Raw genomic sequence first — 14,800 nt, 5'->3', positions numbered from 1 at the left:
CCCGGCATGAGCGCTCCGGACCCGGTGTTACGCTCCGGACGGTGCAGTCGGGGAAAGCCACCAGCGAGCGGGTGACCCTGGTCGTCTCCGCCGTCGTCGCGGCGCTGAGCATCGCCTACTTCTACGCGGTCAACATCCCCTTCGCCCACATCGACCTCGAGGTCTATCGCTTCGCCGTGTGGCGCTGGTGGGAAGGCGGCGACATCTACGGCGACCTGCCCCCCGTCAACGGCGGGCTGGTGCTGCCGTTCATCTATCCCCCGTTCGCGGCCGTCACCGCGATTCCGTTCGCCGTTCTGCCCTGGACGCTGTCCTACACGTTGCTCTACGTGCTCGGGATCGCCTGCATCGTCGGCACCGTGTACCTGGTCGGGCGGCATCTCTACCCGCAGGCCAGCCGTCGGATGACCATGGCCGCGGCGGGTGCCTCGCTGGTCGTGCTGCTGTGCCTCGAGCCGCTGCGCGAGACGTTCGCCTTCGGTCAGATCAACTTGCTGTTGATGGGGCTGGTGGCGATCGACTGCCTCGCCAGGCGGACCCGGTGGCCGCGCGGCATCGGCGTCGGCCTGGCGGCGGCGATCAAGCTGACGCCTGCGGTGTTCGCGCTGTACTTCCTGCTCCGCCGGGACTACCGGGCCTTCTGGGTTTCGGCCGCCACTGGGGCGGCCGCGACCGCGCTGGGCTTCGTGGTCAATCCCAGCGGATCGGTCACCTACTGGTTCGGTGGTCTGGCCGGGGCCGCCGATGTGAGCGGCTCCACGTATCGCACCAACCAGACCGTTCAGGCGGTGCTGGCCCGGCTCGGTATGGACGGCGCGGCGTTGACCGTCGTGACCGTCGTGGTGGTGCTGATCCTGCTCGCGCTGGTTGTCGTCGGCGTGCGGACCAACACCCCGGAGACCGGCCTCATGCTGTGCGCGGCGCTGTCACTGTTGGCTTCCCCCACGTCGTGGTCGCATCACTGGGTGTGGATCGCTCCCGCCGTCGCGGTCATGGCCTACGGGTGTCTGCAGGCCTGGCGGGATGCGCAGCCGCGACGCTTCGTGCTGCTGCCCGCTACCGTATTCACCGTGGCGATGTTCATCCTCGCGCCGTTCCACCAGCTCCCGGGGAACGACGACTGGAACAACCCGCCGGTCGACCTCGAACAGCTGTGGACCCCGATGCAGCATCTGATCGGCGACGTCTACGTGATCCTCGGTATCGCCTGGATCGTCGGTGTCGCCGTCGCCGGACTGCTGGCCCGGCGCCGCGAGCGCGGGAGCGAGCGGGCCGGGAAGGCGCCGCACGCCGCATGAAACCTCACGTGGTGCCGGCCGTCGCGGCCGGTGGAGCGGTGGGCAGCCTGGCCCGGTACTCGGTCTCGTCGGCATTCCCTCATCCACCAGGTGAGTTTCCGTGGTCGACGCTGCTGGTCAACGTGACCGGATGCCTGCTGATCGGCGTGCTGATGGCGGTGCTGGCCACCCGGCCGGACCCGCACCCGCTGCTCCGCCCGTTCCTGGGCATCGGGGTGCTCGGCGGCTACACCACGTTCTCCACCTACGCGGTCGAGGTCGTCGACACGGCGCAGACCGGCGCCGTACTCGCGCTGCTGTACGCCACCGCCACGATCCTGCTGGCCCTCTCGGCGACCGCCGCGGGGCACCGCGTGACCAGGACGTTGCTGCAATGACCGCCGCGTTCGTCGCACTCGGTGGCGCGGTCGGCGCCGTACTGCGGTACGCAGCCGACCTCTGGCTGCGCAAGCACAGCCACCTGCCGCTCGGCACACTCGTCGTCAACATCGTCGGCAGTGCCTTGCTCGGTGTGCTCACCGGAGTGGCGCTGGACGAACCGACGTTCGCCGCACTGGGCGCCGGACTCTGCGGCTCACTGACCACTTACTCGACGTTCAGCTACGACGCCGTGCAACTGCTCGCGGAAGGCCGCAGGCCCACGTCACTGCTCTACGTCGGCCTGACCGTCGTGGCCGGCGTCGCGGCCGCCGCCGGTGGCCTCCTTGCCGCCCAGCTGCTCGTGTAGCCAGTCCACCTGCCGCTGCAGCAGGTTCTCCGCGACGTCCTCGTCCGCGGGCGTCATGTGGGTGGTGGCCACCAGCGGAAGGAACTCGTGCGGCCTGCCCGCCTTGAGCAGCGCCGCCGACAGCCGCAACGCATGCGCCACGAACACGTTGTCGTCGGCCATGCCGTGCACGATCAGCAGCGGCCGCTGCAGGTTCGGCGCGTCCTCGATCAGCGAGTTGGCGCGGTAGGCATCCGGGTTCTCCTCCGGATGTCCCAAGTAGCGCTCGGTGTAGTGGGTGTCGTACAGCGCCCAGTCGGTCACCGGCGCTCCGGCCACCGCCGCGTGGAACACGTCCGGCCTGCGCAGCACCGCCAACGCGGACAGATAGCCGCCGTAGGACCAGCCGCGAATCGCGACCCGGTTCAGATCCAGCTCCGGGTGCTCGGCCGCCACCGCGTGCAGCGCATCGACCTGGTCGTTCAGGCTGATCTCCGCGCAGCGGCCACCGATCTCCTTCTCCCACGCCGGCCCACGCCCCGGGCTCCCCCGGCCGTCCGCGACCAACACGGCGAAGCCCTGGTCGGCGAACCACTGCGGGGTCAGGAAGGCATTCCGGGTGGACAACACCCGCTGCGCGTGCGGCCCGCCGTACGGGTCGAGAAGGACCGGCAGCGGGCCGTCGCCGGGCTGATATCCGGTGGGCAGCAGCAGCGCTGCGCGCAGCCCGCGCTCCCCGACGGTCATCATCTTCGGGCGTGGCTCGATACCCGGATCCGCCGTGTGGACGGCGATCGACACGGGCTCGTGCCCGTCGCGCACGACGCTGACGCGCGGACCGGCGTGGTCGAGCGACCACGCGGACAGCACGCACGCATCCGCACGCCCGGCCGCCACGGTCACACCCTTGACCGAGGACAGCTGACGCACCGAGCCGTTCTCCGTGCGATACACGTGGATCTGCGTCGGGTCGTCCGCGGACGCGGTGAACAGCACCTCGCGTCCGACGTGCACCACGGAGCGCACCTGCAGCGACGGCTCGGTCACCAACTCGCCGTCGATCATCAAGCGGTATGCGTCATCGGCGACGACCACCCGCACCAGGCGACCGTCCTCGGTCCACGCGGGTACACCGGTGACGAGTTCGACCCACGCGTCGTCGGTGTCGCTGTACAGCTGGCGCGTCGACCCGGTTTCCGGATCCACCGCGAGCACGTCGGTGCGGCGCTGGTCGCGAGTCTGCACGGTCACCAGCGGCGGACCGCCCGCCGACCAGTGCACCGCGGCGACGTATTCCCAGGCGCCGAGATCGACGTCGACCCTGGACCCGTCCAGACCGAGGAACGCCAGCGTCACCCGGGCGTTCGGAGTACCGGCGGCCGGGTAGGCCACCGAGGCGGGTGGCGTGCTCGGGTTGGCCGGGTCGGCGATGTGCCACCGGTGCACGCCGGAGGTGTCGGTGCGCTGAGCCAACACGGACTTGCCGTCCGGAGCCCACCAGTACCCACGCGAGCGCCGCATCTCCTCGGCCGCGATGAACTCGGCCAGGCCCCACGTGACGTCGTCGTCCGGCTCGTCGGCCAGGACGGTGTCCTCCCCGGAGGCAAGATCGACGACCCGCAGTGCGCCACCGGCCGCGTAGGCGACATGCGTGCCGGTCGGGTTGAGCCGCGGGTCGACCGCCGCCGAGTCGACCCGGAGCGTCACGTCACCGGACGCCAGATCGACCGTGTAGAGCTTGCCGGCCAACGAGAAGGCAGCCGTGGTGTGTCCGGCGTCCACGGCGTACCGCACCACGCCACCACCGGTCTCCCTCGCCCGCTCGCGGCGCGCCCGCTCCTCCGGGGGCAGGTCCTCGTCGCCTGGTAGCAGAGCGCCCGCGTCCACCACGACCGACTCGGTCCCGGTGTCGAGGTCCAACGCCCACAGGCTGTGCTTGTTGTCGTAGCCGTCCGCACTCCGTAGGAACAGCACGCGCGACGCATCGGGAGCGACCGCGAATTCCTTCGGCGCACCGAGCGTGAAACGCTGCGTGCGGGCCAGCTTGCGCAAGAACGGCAGGTCCTGTCGATCACTCGTCACACCGAGCACTGTGCCACGACCGCCCGCGGGCACCAGCGGCGCATCCAGCTGCGCAACGATTCACCTGTTGAGGCGCGAAACTGTGCAACAAACAATCGCAATGCGCAAGGTTATGCGGATGATTGCGGCGCTGATGCTGCCTTAACCTGGCGGTATGACCACGACGGTTCCCGCTTCACCGAGCCCCGTTAGCCCCGCCATGCGCAGCCGCGAGTTGATCGAGGCCGATGAGCGCTGGTCGACGCACAACTATCACCCGCTTCCGGTGGTGATCGCCGAAGGCGAGGGCGCGTGGGTCACCGACGTGGAAGGCAACCGCTACCTGGACTTCCTGGCCGGTTATTCGGCGCTGAACTTCGGCCACCGGCACCCCGATCTGATCGCCGCGGCCACCCGGCAGCTGAACCGCGTCACGCTGACCTCGCGTGCGTTCCACCACGACCAGCTCGGCGCGTTCTGCCAGGAGCTGGCCGAGCTGACCGGCACCGAGATGGTGCTGCCGATGAACTCCGGCGCCGAAGCGGTCGAGTCCGCCATCAAGGTCGCACGCAAGTGGGCCTACCGCGTCAAGGGCGTTCCGCAGGGTCAGGCGCACATCATCGTGGCGGGCTCGAACTTCCACGGCCGCACGACCACGATCGTGTCGTTCTCCGACGACGAGACCGCGCGGGCGGACTACGGTCCCTACACCCCCGGCTTCACCGTGGTTCCCTACGGCGACGCGGAAGCGCTGCGGAACGCCATCACCGAGCACACCGCCGCGATCCTGCTGGAGCCGATCCAGGGCGAAGCAGGCGTGATCGTGCCGCCGCCCGGCTACTTGGCCACCGCACGCCAGTTGTGTGACGAGCACGGCGTGCTGCTGATCGCCGACGAGATCCAGTCCGGCCTGGCACGCACCGGCAAGACCCTGGCGCTGGACCACGAGAACGTGCGCGCAGACCTGTACACGCTGGGCAAAGCACTCGGCGGTGGCATCCTGCCGGTCTCGGCCGTGGTCGGCAGCCGTGAGGTGCTCGGCGTGCTGCGCCCGGGTGAGCACGGCTCCACGTTCGGCGGCAACCCGCTGGCGTGCGCCGTGGGCCGGGCAGTGGTACGCCTGCTGAGCACCGGTGAGTTCCAGCAGCGGTCGGCCGAACTCGGCAAGCGGCTGCACGAACGGTTGGGCGAGCTGGTCGGCAACGGACTGACGGCGGTGCGTGGGCGCGGATTGTGGGCCGGGATCGACATCGACGGCATGACCGGTCGTCAGGCCTGCGAGCGGCTGGCGGTCCGCGACGTGCTGTGCAAGGAGACGCACGGCGCCACGCTGCGTATCGCTCCCCCGCTGGTCATCACGGCCGAGGAACTCGACAAGGGCATCGACGCGATCGCCGCGGTCGTCTCCCGCTGAGCGGCCTATCCTGCCCGGTGTGCTGATCACCGGGCTGCTGGCGCTGCTGGCCGCTCTCGCCCTGGGCTTCGTGCGGCAGGCGCCGTGGCCGGTCGACATTGCGTGGCAGCAGGGCGCAGCCACAACGTTCGACGGCGATCACGAGCTGCTCCGGCTGCTCGTGCTGCCGTCCGAGGCGGTCGTCCTGCTGCCCGCGATCGCCGGGATCGCGCTGCTGTGCCTGCTGGACCGCGACCGATCCGCCGCGGTGCTGGCCGTGGCGGGCCCGGCCGTCGCGGTGACACTGAACTCGCTGGTTCTCAAGCCCGTCTTCCGCGCCTACTCCGACAACGCTGTGGAGTACCCGAGCGGGCACACCACGAGTTTGGTGGCGGTGTGCACGGTGCTGGTTCTGCTGGCCCGGCCGGGCGTGGCGCGGGCGATCAGCGTCGGTGTCGGCGTGGTTGTCGTCGCCGCGGCCGGCGTCGGCATGGTGGCCTACGGCTACCACTACCCGCTCGACATCGTCGGCGGCTGCGCCGTGGGCGTCGGTGTCGTGCTGCTGGCCGAGATCATTCGCCGGCGTCGCGCGCCAGCGCCGTCAACCGGCTGATCGCGCGCAGGTACTTCTTGCGGTAGCCGCCCGCGAGCATGTCCTCCGGGAACAGCTTGCTCACGTCCTGCCCGCTCACCGCCACCGGGATGGCGCGGTCGTAGAGCCGGTCCGCCAGCGCGACCAGCCGCAGGGCCACCGCTTGGTCCGTCACCGGCCGCACGCCCTGCACGAACACCGCCGTGACCCCGTCGACCAGATGCCCGTACCGGGCCGGGTGGACCGACGCCAGGTGCTCGCACAGCTTGTCGAACTCGTCCAGGGTCGCGCCCGGTCGCGCCTGCGCCGCGGCCGCCAGTTCGTCGTCGGACATCGGCGCAGGCGGCGTCGGTAGTCCACGGTGCCGATAGTCCGGCCCGTCGATCCGGATGACTTCGAAGCGCGCGGCCAGCGAGTGGATCTCGCGCAGGAAGTCCTCCGCGGCGAACCGGCCCTCACCCAGCTTGTCCGGAAGCGTGTTCGACGTGGCCGCGACGGACACCCCGGCGTCCATCAACTCCGACAACAGCCGGGTCACCAGCATCGTGTCGCCCGGATCGTCCAGCTCGAACTCGTCGACCGCGAGCAACCGCAGCCCGGACAGCCTGCGCACGGTCTCGGCGAACCCGAGTGCGCCGACCAGGTTCGTGATCTCGACGAACGTCCCGTACGCCTTCGGTCCCGCCACGGCGTGCCACAACGAGGCGAGCAAGTGCGTCTTGCCGACACCGAATCCGCCGTCGAAATAACGTCCTCTGCTGCCCTCGGGCAGGCCGGAACCACCGAACAGGCTCCGTAGCCGGGACTTCCGGGGCGATGCGCCGCGCTCGATCTGCTCGGCGAAGGCCCGCGCGGCCTCGACCGCGGCCGCCTGGGTCGGTTCGTCGGGATTGGGGACGTAGGTGTCGAACCGCACCGCGTCGAATCGCGGTGGTGGCACCAGCCCCGCGATCAGCTCCGCTGGCTCGACCTCGGGGAACCGGTCGACGAGGGACGCTGGCATGCGACAAACCCTACGGGCAGGCCGCCGCACCCACCGGCTGAGGGGACCGCGGATGTGATGAACTGGGCAGCGTGTACGCACTGTGGCCGACCGATGGTGAGCCCATCGAAGTCACCGACGCCGAGCTCGAACGGCTCTACGACTACCCGCCCGAGCTGACCACCCCCTGGGTGCAGGCCAACATGGTCAGCTCGGCCGACGGCGCGGCAACGGTCGACGGCCGCTCCGCCGGACTGTCCCACCCCGCGGACAAGAAGGTCTTCGCGCTGGGGCGTGACCTTGCCGACGTGGTGCTGGTCGGCGCGGGCACGGCCAAAGCCGAGCGGTATGCCGGGATCAAACCGCGCGAGCTCCGCACGGCCCGCCGCCAGGCCCGCGGGCTGTCGCCGCTGCCGCCCATCGCGGTGGTGACCGATCGGTGTTCGCTGAGCCCGGACGACCCGCTGGTGGCCGACACGACCGTCCCGCCGATCGTGCTGACCTGCTCGGCGGCCCCGGCTGACCGTCGGGACGCGCTCAGCGAGGCGGGGGCCGACGTCGTCGTCGTGGGTGAGGACAGCGTGGACCTTCCGGCCGTCGTGCGGCATCTCGGCGAGCGGGGCTTGTATCGCATCGACTGCGAAGGCGGGCCGCGCCTGCTCGGCGGAATGCTCGCCGCCGACCTGATCGACCAGTTGTGTCTGACGGTGTCGCCGATCCTCGCCGGTCCCGGCGCCGATCGCATCGTCACCGGCCCCGCATGCGCCCCGCGTTCACTGCACCTGGTGTCGGTGTTGTCCGCCGACGGCTTCCTGATGCTGCGGTACCGGAGAGCTTGACCGCAGTCTCACCACGTGCTGAGCACACTGGACCACCGTGAGCCGAAGGGAGTGTCGGTGAGGGTTTCGCGGCGCGCGCGTACGACGAGTGCGGTGGTCGGCGCGCTGACCGCAACACTGGTCGCCGGGTGCACGGTCGGCCCCTCGGAGCGTCCCGCCGTGCTGATGCAGGACAACCCCGGCCAGGAGACGTCGCAGGACACCAAGGGCCCGGCCCCGCTACCCCCGCTCGGCGAACCACAACCGGACATCGTCGGCTGGTCGGTCTGGCCGGAGTGTGCACCGAGCATCACCGACCAACTGTCCGCGGCAGCGCGCAAGCTCACGCTGGAATGCACCACCGTGCCCAGCCGGTCCCTCGATCGCACCGGACCGGGCCAGGACGTCGCACTGCTGCGTGCCGGTAAGGGCGAGCTGCGCCAACGGGTGCCGGTCGTGGTGGTCGGCGACGTCGACGGCCCGCCCGGCAGCGTGCTGGCGGCCGAACTCGCCACCCAACTGCCCGCCGAGCTGCTCAAGAAGGTGGCGCTGGTCGGCTTCGACCGGCGCGGTACCGGCGGTTCGAACCCCATCGACTGCATCCCGAGTCTGGCCAGGCAAGGCCTGCTCGGCGTCGATCCGGACAGCAGCGATCCCGAACCGCTGGTGGAGGCCGTGCGCAAGTCGGGCCAGGAGTGCTCGATCGCGCTGGGCAACGAGCAAAGTGCCTACGACTCGGTGCACACCGCGGAAGATCTGGAAGAGGTCCGCAGAGCCATCGGCGCACCCCGGCTGCACGCCATCGCCCGCGGAGAAGGCTCCCGGGTCCTGATCGCTTACGCCAACGCCAACGCCGACAAGCTGGGTCGCGTAGTGCTCGACGGCGCCCCGGACCCCAATACGGACGCCACCGCGACGCTGGCCGACATGGCCGAAGGGGCCGAGGCCACCCTGAAGGAGTTCGGTGCCGAGTGCGCCGCCCGTCCCTCGTGTCCGATCGACTCCGACGCCGCGGCCGCGCTGGAGGACGCCGCCGAGCGCGCCCGGAACAACCCACTGACGGACGACGGCGGGGAGGTCACCCCTGCGATGGTGCTGTACGCCGCGTGGCTCGGGCTGCGTGAACCGCACCAGTGGCAGCAGCTGGCCACCGCGATCGACCAGGCCCGTCAGGGCAAGCCGAACCGCCTGGTCGAACTGGTCCGGCCGATGCTGGAGCACCAGGACCGGACACCCCCGACGATCGACGCCACGCTGGCCACCATCTGCAACGACACCTCGACCCGGCTGCCCACCGAGCGGATCGGTCAACTCGCCGCGTCCTGGCGGGACAAGTACCCGGTGTTCGGCGGGCTGGTCGCACAACGCCTGCTGTGGTGCAGCCAGTGGCCGGTGCGCACCGAGAAACAACCCGACCTGAACATCGACGGCATCCCGCCGACGCTGATCATCGCCACCAAGGCGGACCCGGCCACACCGGAGAAGGGCACCTCGCGTACCGCGGACCAGCTGCCGGGAGCTCGCAAGGTCTCCTGGGAGGGCGCGGGGCACGGCGCCGTCGGCCGCTCGGACTGCGTCACGAAGAACGTGACGAACTTTCTGCTGGACGGAAAGATTCCCGGGACCGACGTGACGTGCCCGGCATGATCGGGTGATCGCTACCATGCGGCCCCATGGCCTCCCAAGGAGTCGACGCGCAGACCGACCGGCCGCTGGACATCACCCATGCCGAACTCGGGTTCACCCCACAACCCGCGGTGCGGTGGCTGGCCCCCGCGGTGCTGGTGGCGACCGGCCTGAAGGCACTGCTGGCCACGATCTTCGGGGCCTATGCCGACAAGCGGGAACTCCAGGGCAGCCTGCCGGCCCGCATCTACCGGCACGGCGACGAGGAAACCGGTGAGGTCTGGTTCGACTTCGTCGCCGACGTCGGAGACGGGTTCAACGCCACCTACACCATCGCGTCGCTGCTGGCCAGAAGGGAGTTGGAGGTCCCTTCGGCGGGAACACTTCCCCGCGGCGAGATGCTGATCATGGGCGGCGACCAGGTCTACCCGGCCGCGTCGGTCAAGGCATATCGAGACCGCACCAAAGGCGTCTACTCCGCGGCCCTGCCGCACGCCGACGGCAAACGGCCGACGCTGTACGCACTGCCCGGCAACCACGACTGGTACGACGGACTGACGGCGTTTCTGCGCGTATTCGCCCAGGGCAGGCCGTTCGGTGGCTGGGACACCGCCCAGACGCGCAGCTACTTCGCCATCCAGCTGCCGCAAGGCTGGTGGCTGTACGCGCTGGACACCCAGTTCGACGACCACATCGACGCTCCGCAGCTGGAGTACTTCACCGAAGCGGCCAAGCACCTCGAGGAAGGCGACACGGTCATCCTGTGCACACCGTCGCCGTCCTGGGTCAACGCGCACACCGAGCACGGCGCCGAGGCGTGGGACACCATCGAGTACTTCGACGCGAACATCGTCCGACCCGCAGGGGCATCCATCCGGGTCATGCTCTCCGGGGACAAGCACCACTACTCGCGCTACGTCGAACGCGGTGGCGGCCGACAGAAGGTGACGTGCGGCCTGGGCGGGGCCTATTTGACCACGACCGACGAACTACCGAAGTCCGTCGTGCTGCCCCCACCGACCACCCGCATCCGAGCCGCGGGGCCGAGCACGCGCTACGACCTGGCCGCCCGGTATCCGGACAAGCGCCAGTCACGACGCTTCGCCGCGGGCATCCTCCGGTTGCCGTTCCGCAACCCCGGTTTCTGGGGTGTGGCCGGGATCCTGCAGTCGATCATCGTGCTGGCGGCCCTGTACGGGCTGAGCGGACCGTTCGGTAACAGCCCTCGAGGTTTCTTCGCCCTGGTCGCCAGCTGGACGCCCGCGGTGCTGATCGGTGTGCTGGTCGTCGTCGGCTGGGTCGCTTTCGCCAGACTCGACACCCGAACATCGGCGTTACGTGGGACGGTGTTCGGTGTCTGTCACGCGGCCGTCCACCTGGGCCTGAGCCTGCTGTGGGCCTGGCTGATCACCACGCTGTACCGGGACGTCATCCCGGACGACGTGCTGGGCAACTGGGGCTTCCTGCTCGGCATCGTGATCGGCCTGCCGGTCGTGCTCGGCCTGGTGCACAGTGAGGTCGTCGCGGTCTACCTGATGATCGCCAGCCGCTTCGGCATCAACCTCAACGAGCTGATGGCCGGTCAGAGCATCGAGGACCACAAAGGCTTCCTGCGCATGCACATCGACGCCGAGGGCACGCTGCGGATCTACCCGATCAAGGTGGACAAGGTGTGTCGTCGCTGGGTCGCCGATCCGCGCGGCGAAGCCGGTGATCCCCTGCTGCGGCCACGCAACTTCCAGCTGCGCCCGCGGCTGATCGAGGACCCCGTCGTGGTGGCCAAGCACGACCAGCCGGAGACCTGACGGCCGTTCGGGCGAGAAGGCGCGACGACGGCCGACACGCTGCCACCGTCGGGCCGCACGCAAGTACACTCGAATCCGTCGTCGGGGGGCAGTTCACCATCATGTGTCTTCATCGCGCCAAGGAGATTTCGCCATCGAAGCCGGGCAGCTTGTCGCTGGGTACTACCGCCTCGTCGAATACATCGGGGCAGGCGCCATGGGCGTGGTCTGGCGTGCCGTCGACGAGCGCCTGGAACGCTCGGTAGCGGTCAAGAAGGTGGTGGGCCAGCACGGCCTGTCGCCCGCCGACCGCGCCGAGTTGCACGCCCGGGCGATGCGCGAGGCGAAAAACGCCGCCCGCCTGCAACACCCGAACGCCATCATGGTGTTCGACATCACCGAGCACGAGGGCGACCCGTGCCTGGTGATGGAGTATTTGCCGTCCAAGAGCCTCTCGCAGCTGATCGCCGAGCGCGGCACGCTGCCGGTGCCGGAGGTCGCGCGCATCGGTGAACAGGTGGCCGCGGCGTTGCAGGCCGCGCACGAGGCGGGCATCGTGCACCGCGACGTCAAGCCGGGCAACATCCTGATCGACGACGCCGGGGTCGCCAAACTCACCGACTTCGGCATTTCCCGCGCGCAAGGGGACATGACGCTGACCGCCACCGGGCTGGTCGGCGGCACCCCGGCCTATCTGGCGCCCGAACTGGCGCGAGGCGCGGACCCCGCTCCGGCGTCGGACGTGTTCGCACTGGGCGCCACGTTGTACCACGCGATCGAGGGGCACTGCCCGTACGGCGACAACCCGAACCAGCTGGCATTGCTGCACACCGCGGCCAGCGGCAAGGTCCGGCCGCCGATGCAGGCCGGCAAGGCCACCGCGCTGCTGATGTCGATGCTGCGCCCGGAGGCGAGCGAGCGCATCGGCATGGCGGAGGCGGCACGGCGACTGGCCCAGGTCGCGGCCAGCGCGGGCGCTCCGGACACGCCCGCGGCGACGATGCCTGCGCTGCCGCCGACCGGGCCGGTGCCCAGCCAACCCGCCGCTGAGCAGCGGTCCTCGTGGCACCGCTCCCGTGGCTCGCAGCGGCAAGGCACCGCGGTGTTCGACGCCGTCGAGCACCAGCCCGCGCCGCCGCGGAACGACAAGCCGAAGGACCCGCAGCGCGGCAAGTCCGGCAATGCCAAGCTGATCGCCGGCCTGCTGGCCTTCATCGCGGTGATCGCGGTGGGCCTCGTGCTGCTGCTGAACAACGACGGCGAGGATCCGCAGGCCGCGGGCCCGCCGCCGAGCAGCCAGACAGCGGAGAAGCCGCCGCCGTCGAGCAAGCCGAAGCAGGGCGGGCACGACAAGTCCGGTGGGCCGATCCAGTTCGGGGACGCAGGCAACCTGGTGGTCGACTTCTACACCTTCCCGAAGGGCATGGCCGCGTCGTGGCAGATGCTCAGCGAGGAGGCCAAGCAGGAGTACGGCAGCGAGGACGAGTTCCGCAAGTACTGGTCCCAGTACGACCAGGTGTGGTCCAACGACGCGGTCGGCAAGCAGAACGCCGACGGCTCGGTGACCATCACCATCCAGGTCACGTTCCTCACCGACGGCACCGAGCGCACCGAGCAACACCAGGTGCGGGTGATCCGGCAGGACGGCGAGCTGCGCGTGGACTCCGGCACGAGGTAGCCACGCCGCGTGGAACATCGACGTCCACGGCAAGCTGACATACCGTTGATGCCATGACCCCGCGCACTCCCGAGGGCCCCGACGCTCGGTTCCACGACGATCTCGTCGGTCTGGATCCGAACGACCCGGAGGCCAGGGCCTTCGCCGAGCATCTCGACCGGATCGAGCGCTCCGGCCCGTCGTTCACCGTGGAAGGGGCGCTGGACGGTATCGCGGACTTCGCCGAGTCGAGCAACCGCATCGGTGGGCACTACCGCGCGATGGCCGTGCTGGTGGTGCTGCTGATCCTGCTCGGTGTCGTGGTGAGTGTGTGGGACACGATCAGCCGATTCTTGGGATGGTAGGTCATGAAGCCAGTCGTCGGTGCCACGCCGAAAGTGGTCAAGTCCGAGATCGAATGGCGCGAGCAGCTCAGCCCGGAGGAGTACCACGTGCTCCGCGAAGCGGGCACCGAGAAGCCGTTCACCGGTGAGTACGAGAACACCAAGACCAAGGGTGTCTACTCCTGCCGCGCCTGCGGGGCGGAGCTGTTCACCAGCAACGAGAAGTTCGAAAGCCACTGCGGGTGGCCGTCGTTCTACGACCCGAAGGACTCCGACGCGGTGCTGCTGCGGGACGACTTCAGCCTGGGCATGAAGCGGGTCGAGGTGCTGTGCGCGAGCTGCCACAGCCACTTGGGCCACGTGTTCACCGGTGAGGGCTACGACACCCCCACCGATCAGCGCTACTGCATCAACTCGATCGCACTGCGTCTGGTGCCCGAGGAGGACTGAGCTGGTTCGGCGGCATGCCGCCGGGGCCGAGCAGGCGTGAGCTTGCCTCTGATGCCCAGGGGCCGCGATGACCCGTCGTCGCCGCGCCAGGACCGAGCTGGCGGGCCGAGCTGATGTCTGGCGCGCCTGGCCGAGCCTGGTCCAGCGCCGTGGTGGGGTCGACCTGATGGCGGGGCCGAGCTGACGTCTGGTGCCGCGCCGGGGGCCACGCTGGTCCGACGTCGTGCCAAGGACCGAACTGGCGCGGCCGAGCTGGCCAGGCTTCGCAGAGCCGCGCCAAGGCCGACCTGGCGCAGTCGAACTGGTCGGACACCGGGCCAGACCCGCGCCGGCGCCGAGTCGCCGGCGCGGACCAAGCGGGCAAGGCTGCCCGGAGCTGGTTACGGCAGCGTGCCGACCAGCTCCGGCGCGGCCACCCGGGTGCCGGTGTAGAACGGGATTTCCACGCGCACGTGGCGCCGCGCTTCGGCGGCCCGCAGCGCGCGCATGAGGTCGACGATGCGGTGCAGTTCGTCGGCTTCGAAAGCCAGCATCCACTCGTAGTCGCCGAGCGCGAACGAGGCGACCGTGTTCGCCCGCACGTCGGGGTAGTCGCGCGCCATCATGCCGTGCTCGGCCAGCATGCGCCTGCGCTCCTCGTCCGGCAGCAGGTACCACTCGTAGGACCGCACGAACGGGTAGACGCACACGTACTTGCGTGGCGGCTCGCCCGCGAGGAACGCCGGGATGTGGCTCTTGTTGAACTCGGCGGGCCGGTGCAGCGCGGTCTGGCTCCACACCGGGACGCTGGCACGGCCGAGCGCGGTGTGCCGGAAGCCGCTGTAGGCGGCCTGCAACTGCTCGATCTCCTCGGCGTGCCACCAGATCATGAAATCGGCGTCCGCGCGCAGGCCGGCGAGGTCGTACACCCCGCGCACCGTGACGCCCTTGCCCTCGAGGGTTTCCAGGAACTGCTGGGTTTCGTCGGCGACCGGCCCGCGATCTTCGCCCAGCGCACCCTGCTGGACGCGGAAGACCGACCACATCGTGTACCGGATGGTCTCGTTGAGTTCGCGGATCCGGGCGGCGTTGGCGTTGGCGGTCATGACT

14 protein-coding genes are annotated in these 14,800 nt (G+C 69.8%); 11 read left to right on the top strand and 3 right to left on the bottom strand.

The annotated features are described in order from the left end of the window. Positions 1-41 precede the first annotated feature (41 nt). The 3 genes from YWM_RS21610 to YWM_RS0100965 are packed head-to-tail and all read left to right on the top strand — an operon-like array spanning position 42 to position 2,025. On the top strand, positions 42-1,298 hold the full coding sequence (locus YWM_RS21610) for a glycosyltransferase 87 family protein (protein ID WP_043659035.1): 1,257 nt from the start codon (positions 42-44) through the stop codon (positions 1,296-1,298). Next, positions 1,295-1,675 (top strand): fluoride efflux transporter CrcB, encoded by a 381-nt coding sequence (crcB, locus tag YWM_RS0100970; RefSeq protein WP_028849136.1) that lies wholly within the window; start codon positions 1,295-1,297, stop codon positions 1,673-1,675. The genes YWM_RS21610 and crcB overlap by 4 nt, the downstream gene beginning before the upstream one ends. Next, positions 1,672-2,025, top strand: coding sequence for a fluoride efflux transporter FluC (locus YWM_RS0100965; protein WP_028849135.1), 354 nt, complete (start codon positions 1,672-1,674; stop codon positions 2,023-2,025). Before crcB ends, YWM_RS0100965 begins: the two co-directional genes overlap by 4 nt. On the opposite strand, the gene YWM_RS21605 is transcribed toward YWM_RS0100965, so the two are convergent. Beyond that, positions 1,942-4,095 carry a S9 family peptidase gene (locus tag YWM_RS21605; RefSeq protein ID WP_052344423.1) on the bottom strand — a complete coding sequence of 718 codons (2,154 nt, stop codon included), beginning with the start codon at positions 4,093-4,095 and terminating at the stop codon, positions 1,942-1,944. The genes YWM_RS0100965 and YWM_RS21605 overlap by 84 nt on opposite strands. A gap of 190 nt (positions 4,096-4,285) precedes the next feature. On the opposite strand from YWM_RS21605, the gene rocD reads away from it, so the two are divergent. Together rocD and YWM_RS0100950 are read left to right on the top strand one after the other, a co-directional pair. Continuing rightward, a complete protein-coding gene (gene rocD / locus YWM_RS0100955) occupies positions 4,286-5,479 on the top strand; it encodes an ornithine--oxo-acid transaminase (RefSeq protein WP_156914605.1) in 1,194 nt (397 codons plus the stop codon). Between the two features lie 19 nt (positions 5,480-5,498). Continuing rightward, positions 5,499-6,071, top strand: coding sequence for a phosphatase PAP2 family protein (locus YWM_RS0100950; RefSeq protein WP_169720946.1), 573 nt, complete (start codon positions 5,499-5,501; stop codon positions 6,069-6,071). Here YWM_RS0100950 and zapE read toward each other — a convergent pair. Next, the gene (gene zapE, locus YWM_RS0100945) at positions 6,031-7,053 is read right to left on the bottom strand and encodes a cell division protein ZapE (protein WP_028849132.1); all 1,023 of its coding nucleotides are present in this window, start codon (positions 7,051-7,053) and stop codon (positions 6,031-6,033) included. The two genes, YWM_RS0100950 and zapE, sit on opposite strands and share 41 nt — an antisense overlap. A gap of 71 nt (positions 7,054-7,124) precedes the next feature. On the opposite strand from zapE, the gene YWM_RS0100940 reads away from it, so the two are divergent. The 6 genes from YWM_RS0100940 to msrB all read left to right on the top strand — a co-directional run bounded on the left by YWM_RS0100940 (position 7,125) and on the right by msrB (position 13,711). Next, positions 7,125-7,871 carry a pyrimidine reductase family protein gene (locus YWM_RS0100940; RefSeq protein WP_425426448.1) on the top strand — a complete coding sequence of 249 codons (747 nt, stop codon included), beginning with the start codon at positions 7,125-7,127 and terminating at the stop codon, positions 7,869-7,871. 57 nt (positions 7,872-7,928) lie between these two features. Then, positions 7,929-9,497 carry an alpha/beta hydrolase gene (locus YWM_RS0100935; RefSeq protein ID WP_156914571.1) on the top strand — a complete coding sequence of 523 codons (1,569 nt, stop codon included), beginning with the start codon at positions 7,929-7,931 and terminating at the stop codon, positions 9,495-9,497. A gap of 26 nt (positions 9,498-9,523) precedes the next feature. Next, positions 9,524-11,281 (top strand): metallophosphoesterase family protein, encoded by a 1,758-nt coding sequence (locus tag YWM_RS0100930; protein ID WP_028849129.1) that lies wholly within the window; start codon positions 9,524-9,526, stop codon positions 11,279-11,281. Between the two features lie 103 nt (positions 11,282-11,384). After that, complete coding sequence (locus YWM_RS0100925; RefSeq protein ID WP_084612113.1) at positions 11,385-12,938, top strand: protein kinase domain-containing protein; 1,554 nt, start codon at positions 11,385-11,387, stop codon at positions 12,936-12,938. 53 nt (positions 12,939-12,991) lie between these two features. After that, positions 12,992-13,282, top strand: coding sequence for a hypothetical protein (locus tag YWM_RS0100920; RefSeq protein ID WP_028849127.1), 291 nt, complete (start codon positions 12,992-12,994; stop codon positions 13,280-13,282). Positions 13,283-13,285: 3 nt separating this feature from the next. After that, the gene (gene msrB, locus YWM_RS0100915) at positions 13,286-13,711 is read left to right on the top strand and encodes a peptide-methionine (R)-S-oxide reductase MsrB (RefSeq protein WP_028849126.1); all 426 of its coding nucleotides are present in this window, start codon (positions 13,286-13,288) and stop codon (positions 13,709-13,711) included. Positions 13,712-14,091: 380 nt separating this feature from the next. On the opposite strand, the gene hemQ is transcribed toward msrB, so the two are convergent. Further along, on the bottom strand, positions 14,092-14,796 hold the full coding sequence (gene hemQ, locus YWM_RS0100910) for a hydrogen peroxide-dependent heme synthase (RefSeq protein ID WP_028849125.1): 705 nt from the start codon (positions 14,794-14,796) through the stop codon (positions 14,092-14,094). Between the last annotated feature and the right edge of the window lie 4 nt (positions 14,797-14,800).

This window comes from Thermocrispum municipale DSM 44069 (assembly GCF_000427825.1).
GTDB lineage: Bacteria > Actinomycetota > Actinomycetes > Mycobacteriales > Pseudonocardiaceae > Thermocrispum > Thermocrispum municipale.
This window is presented reverse-complemented; position numbering and strand designations above follow the sequence as displayed.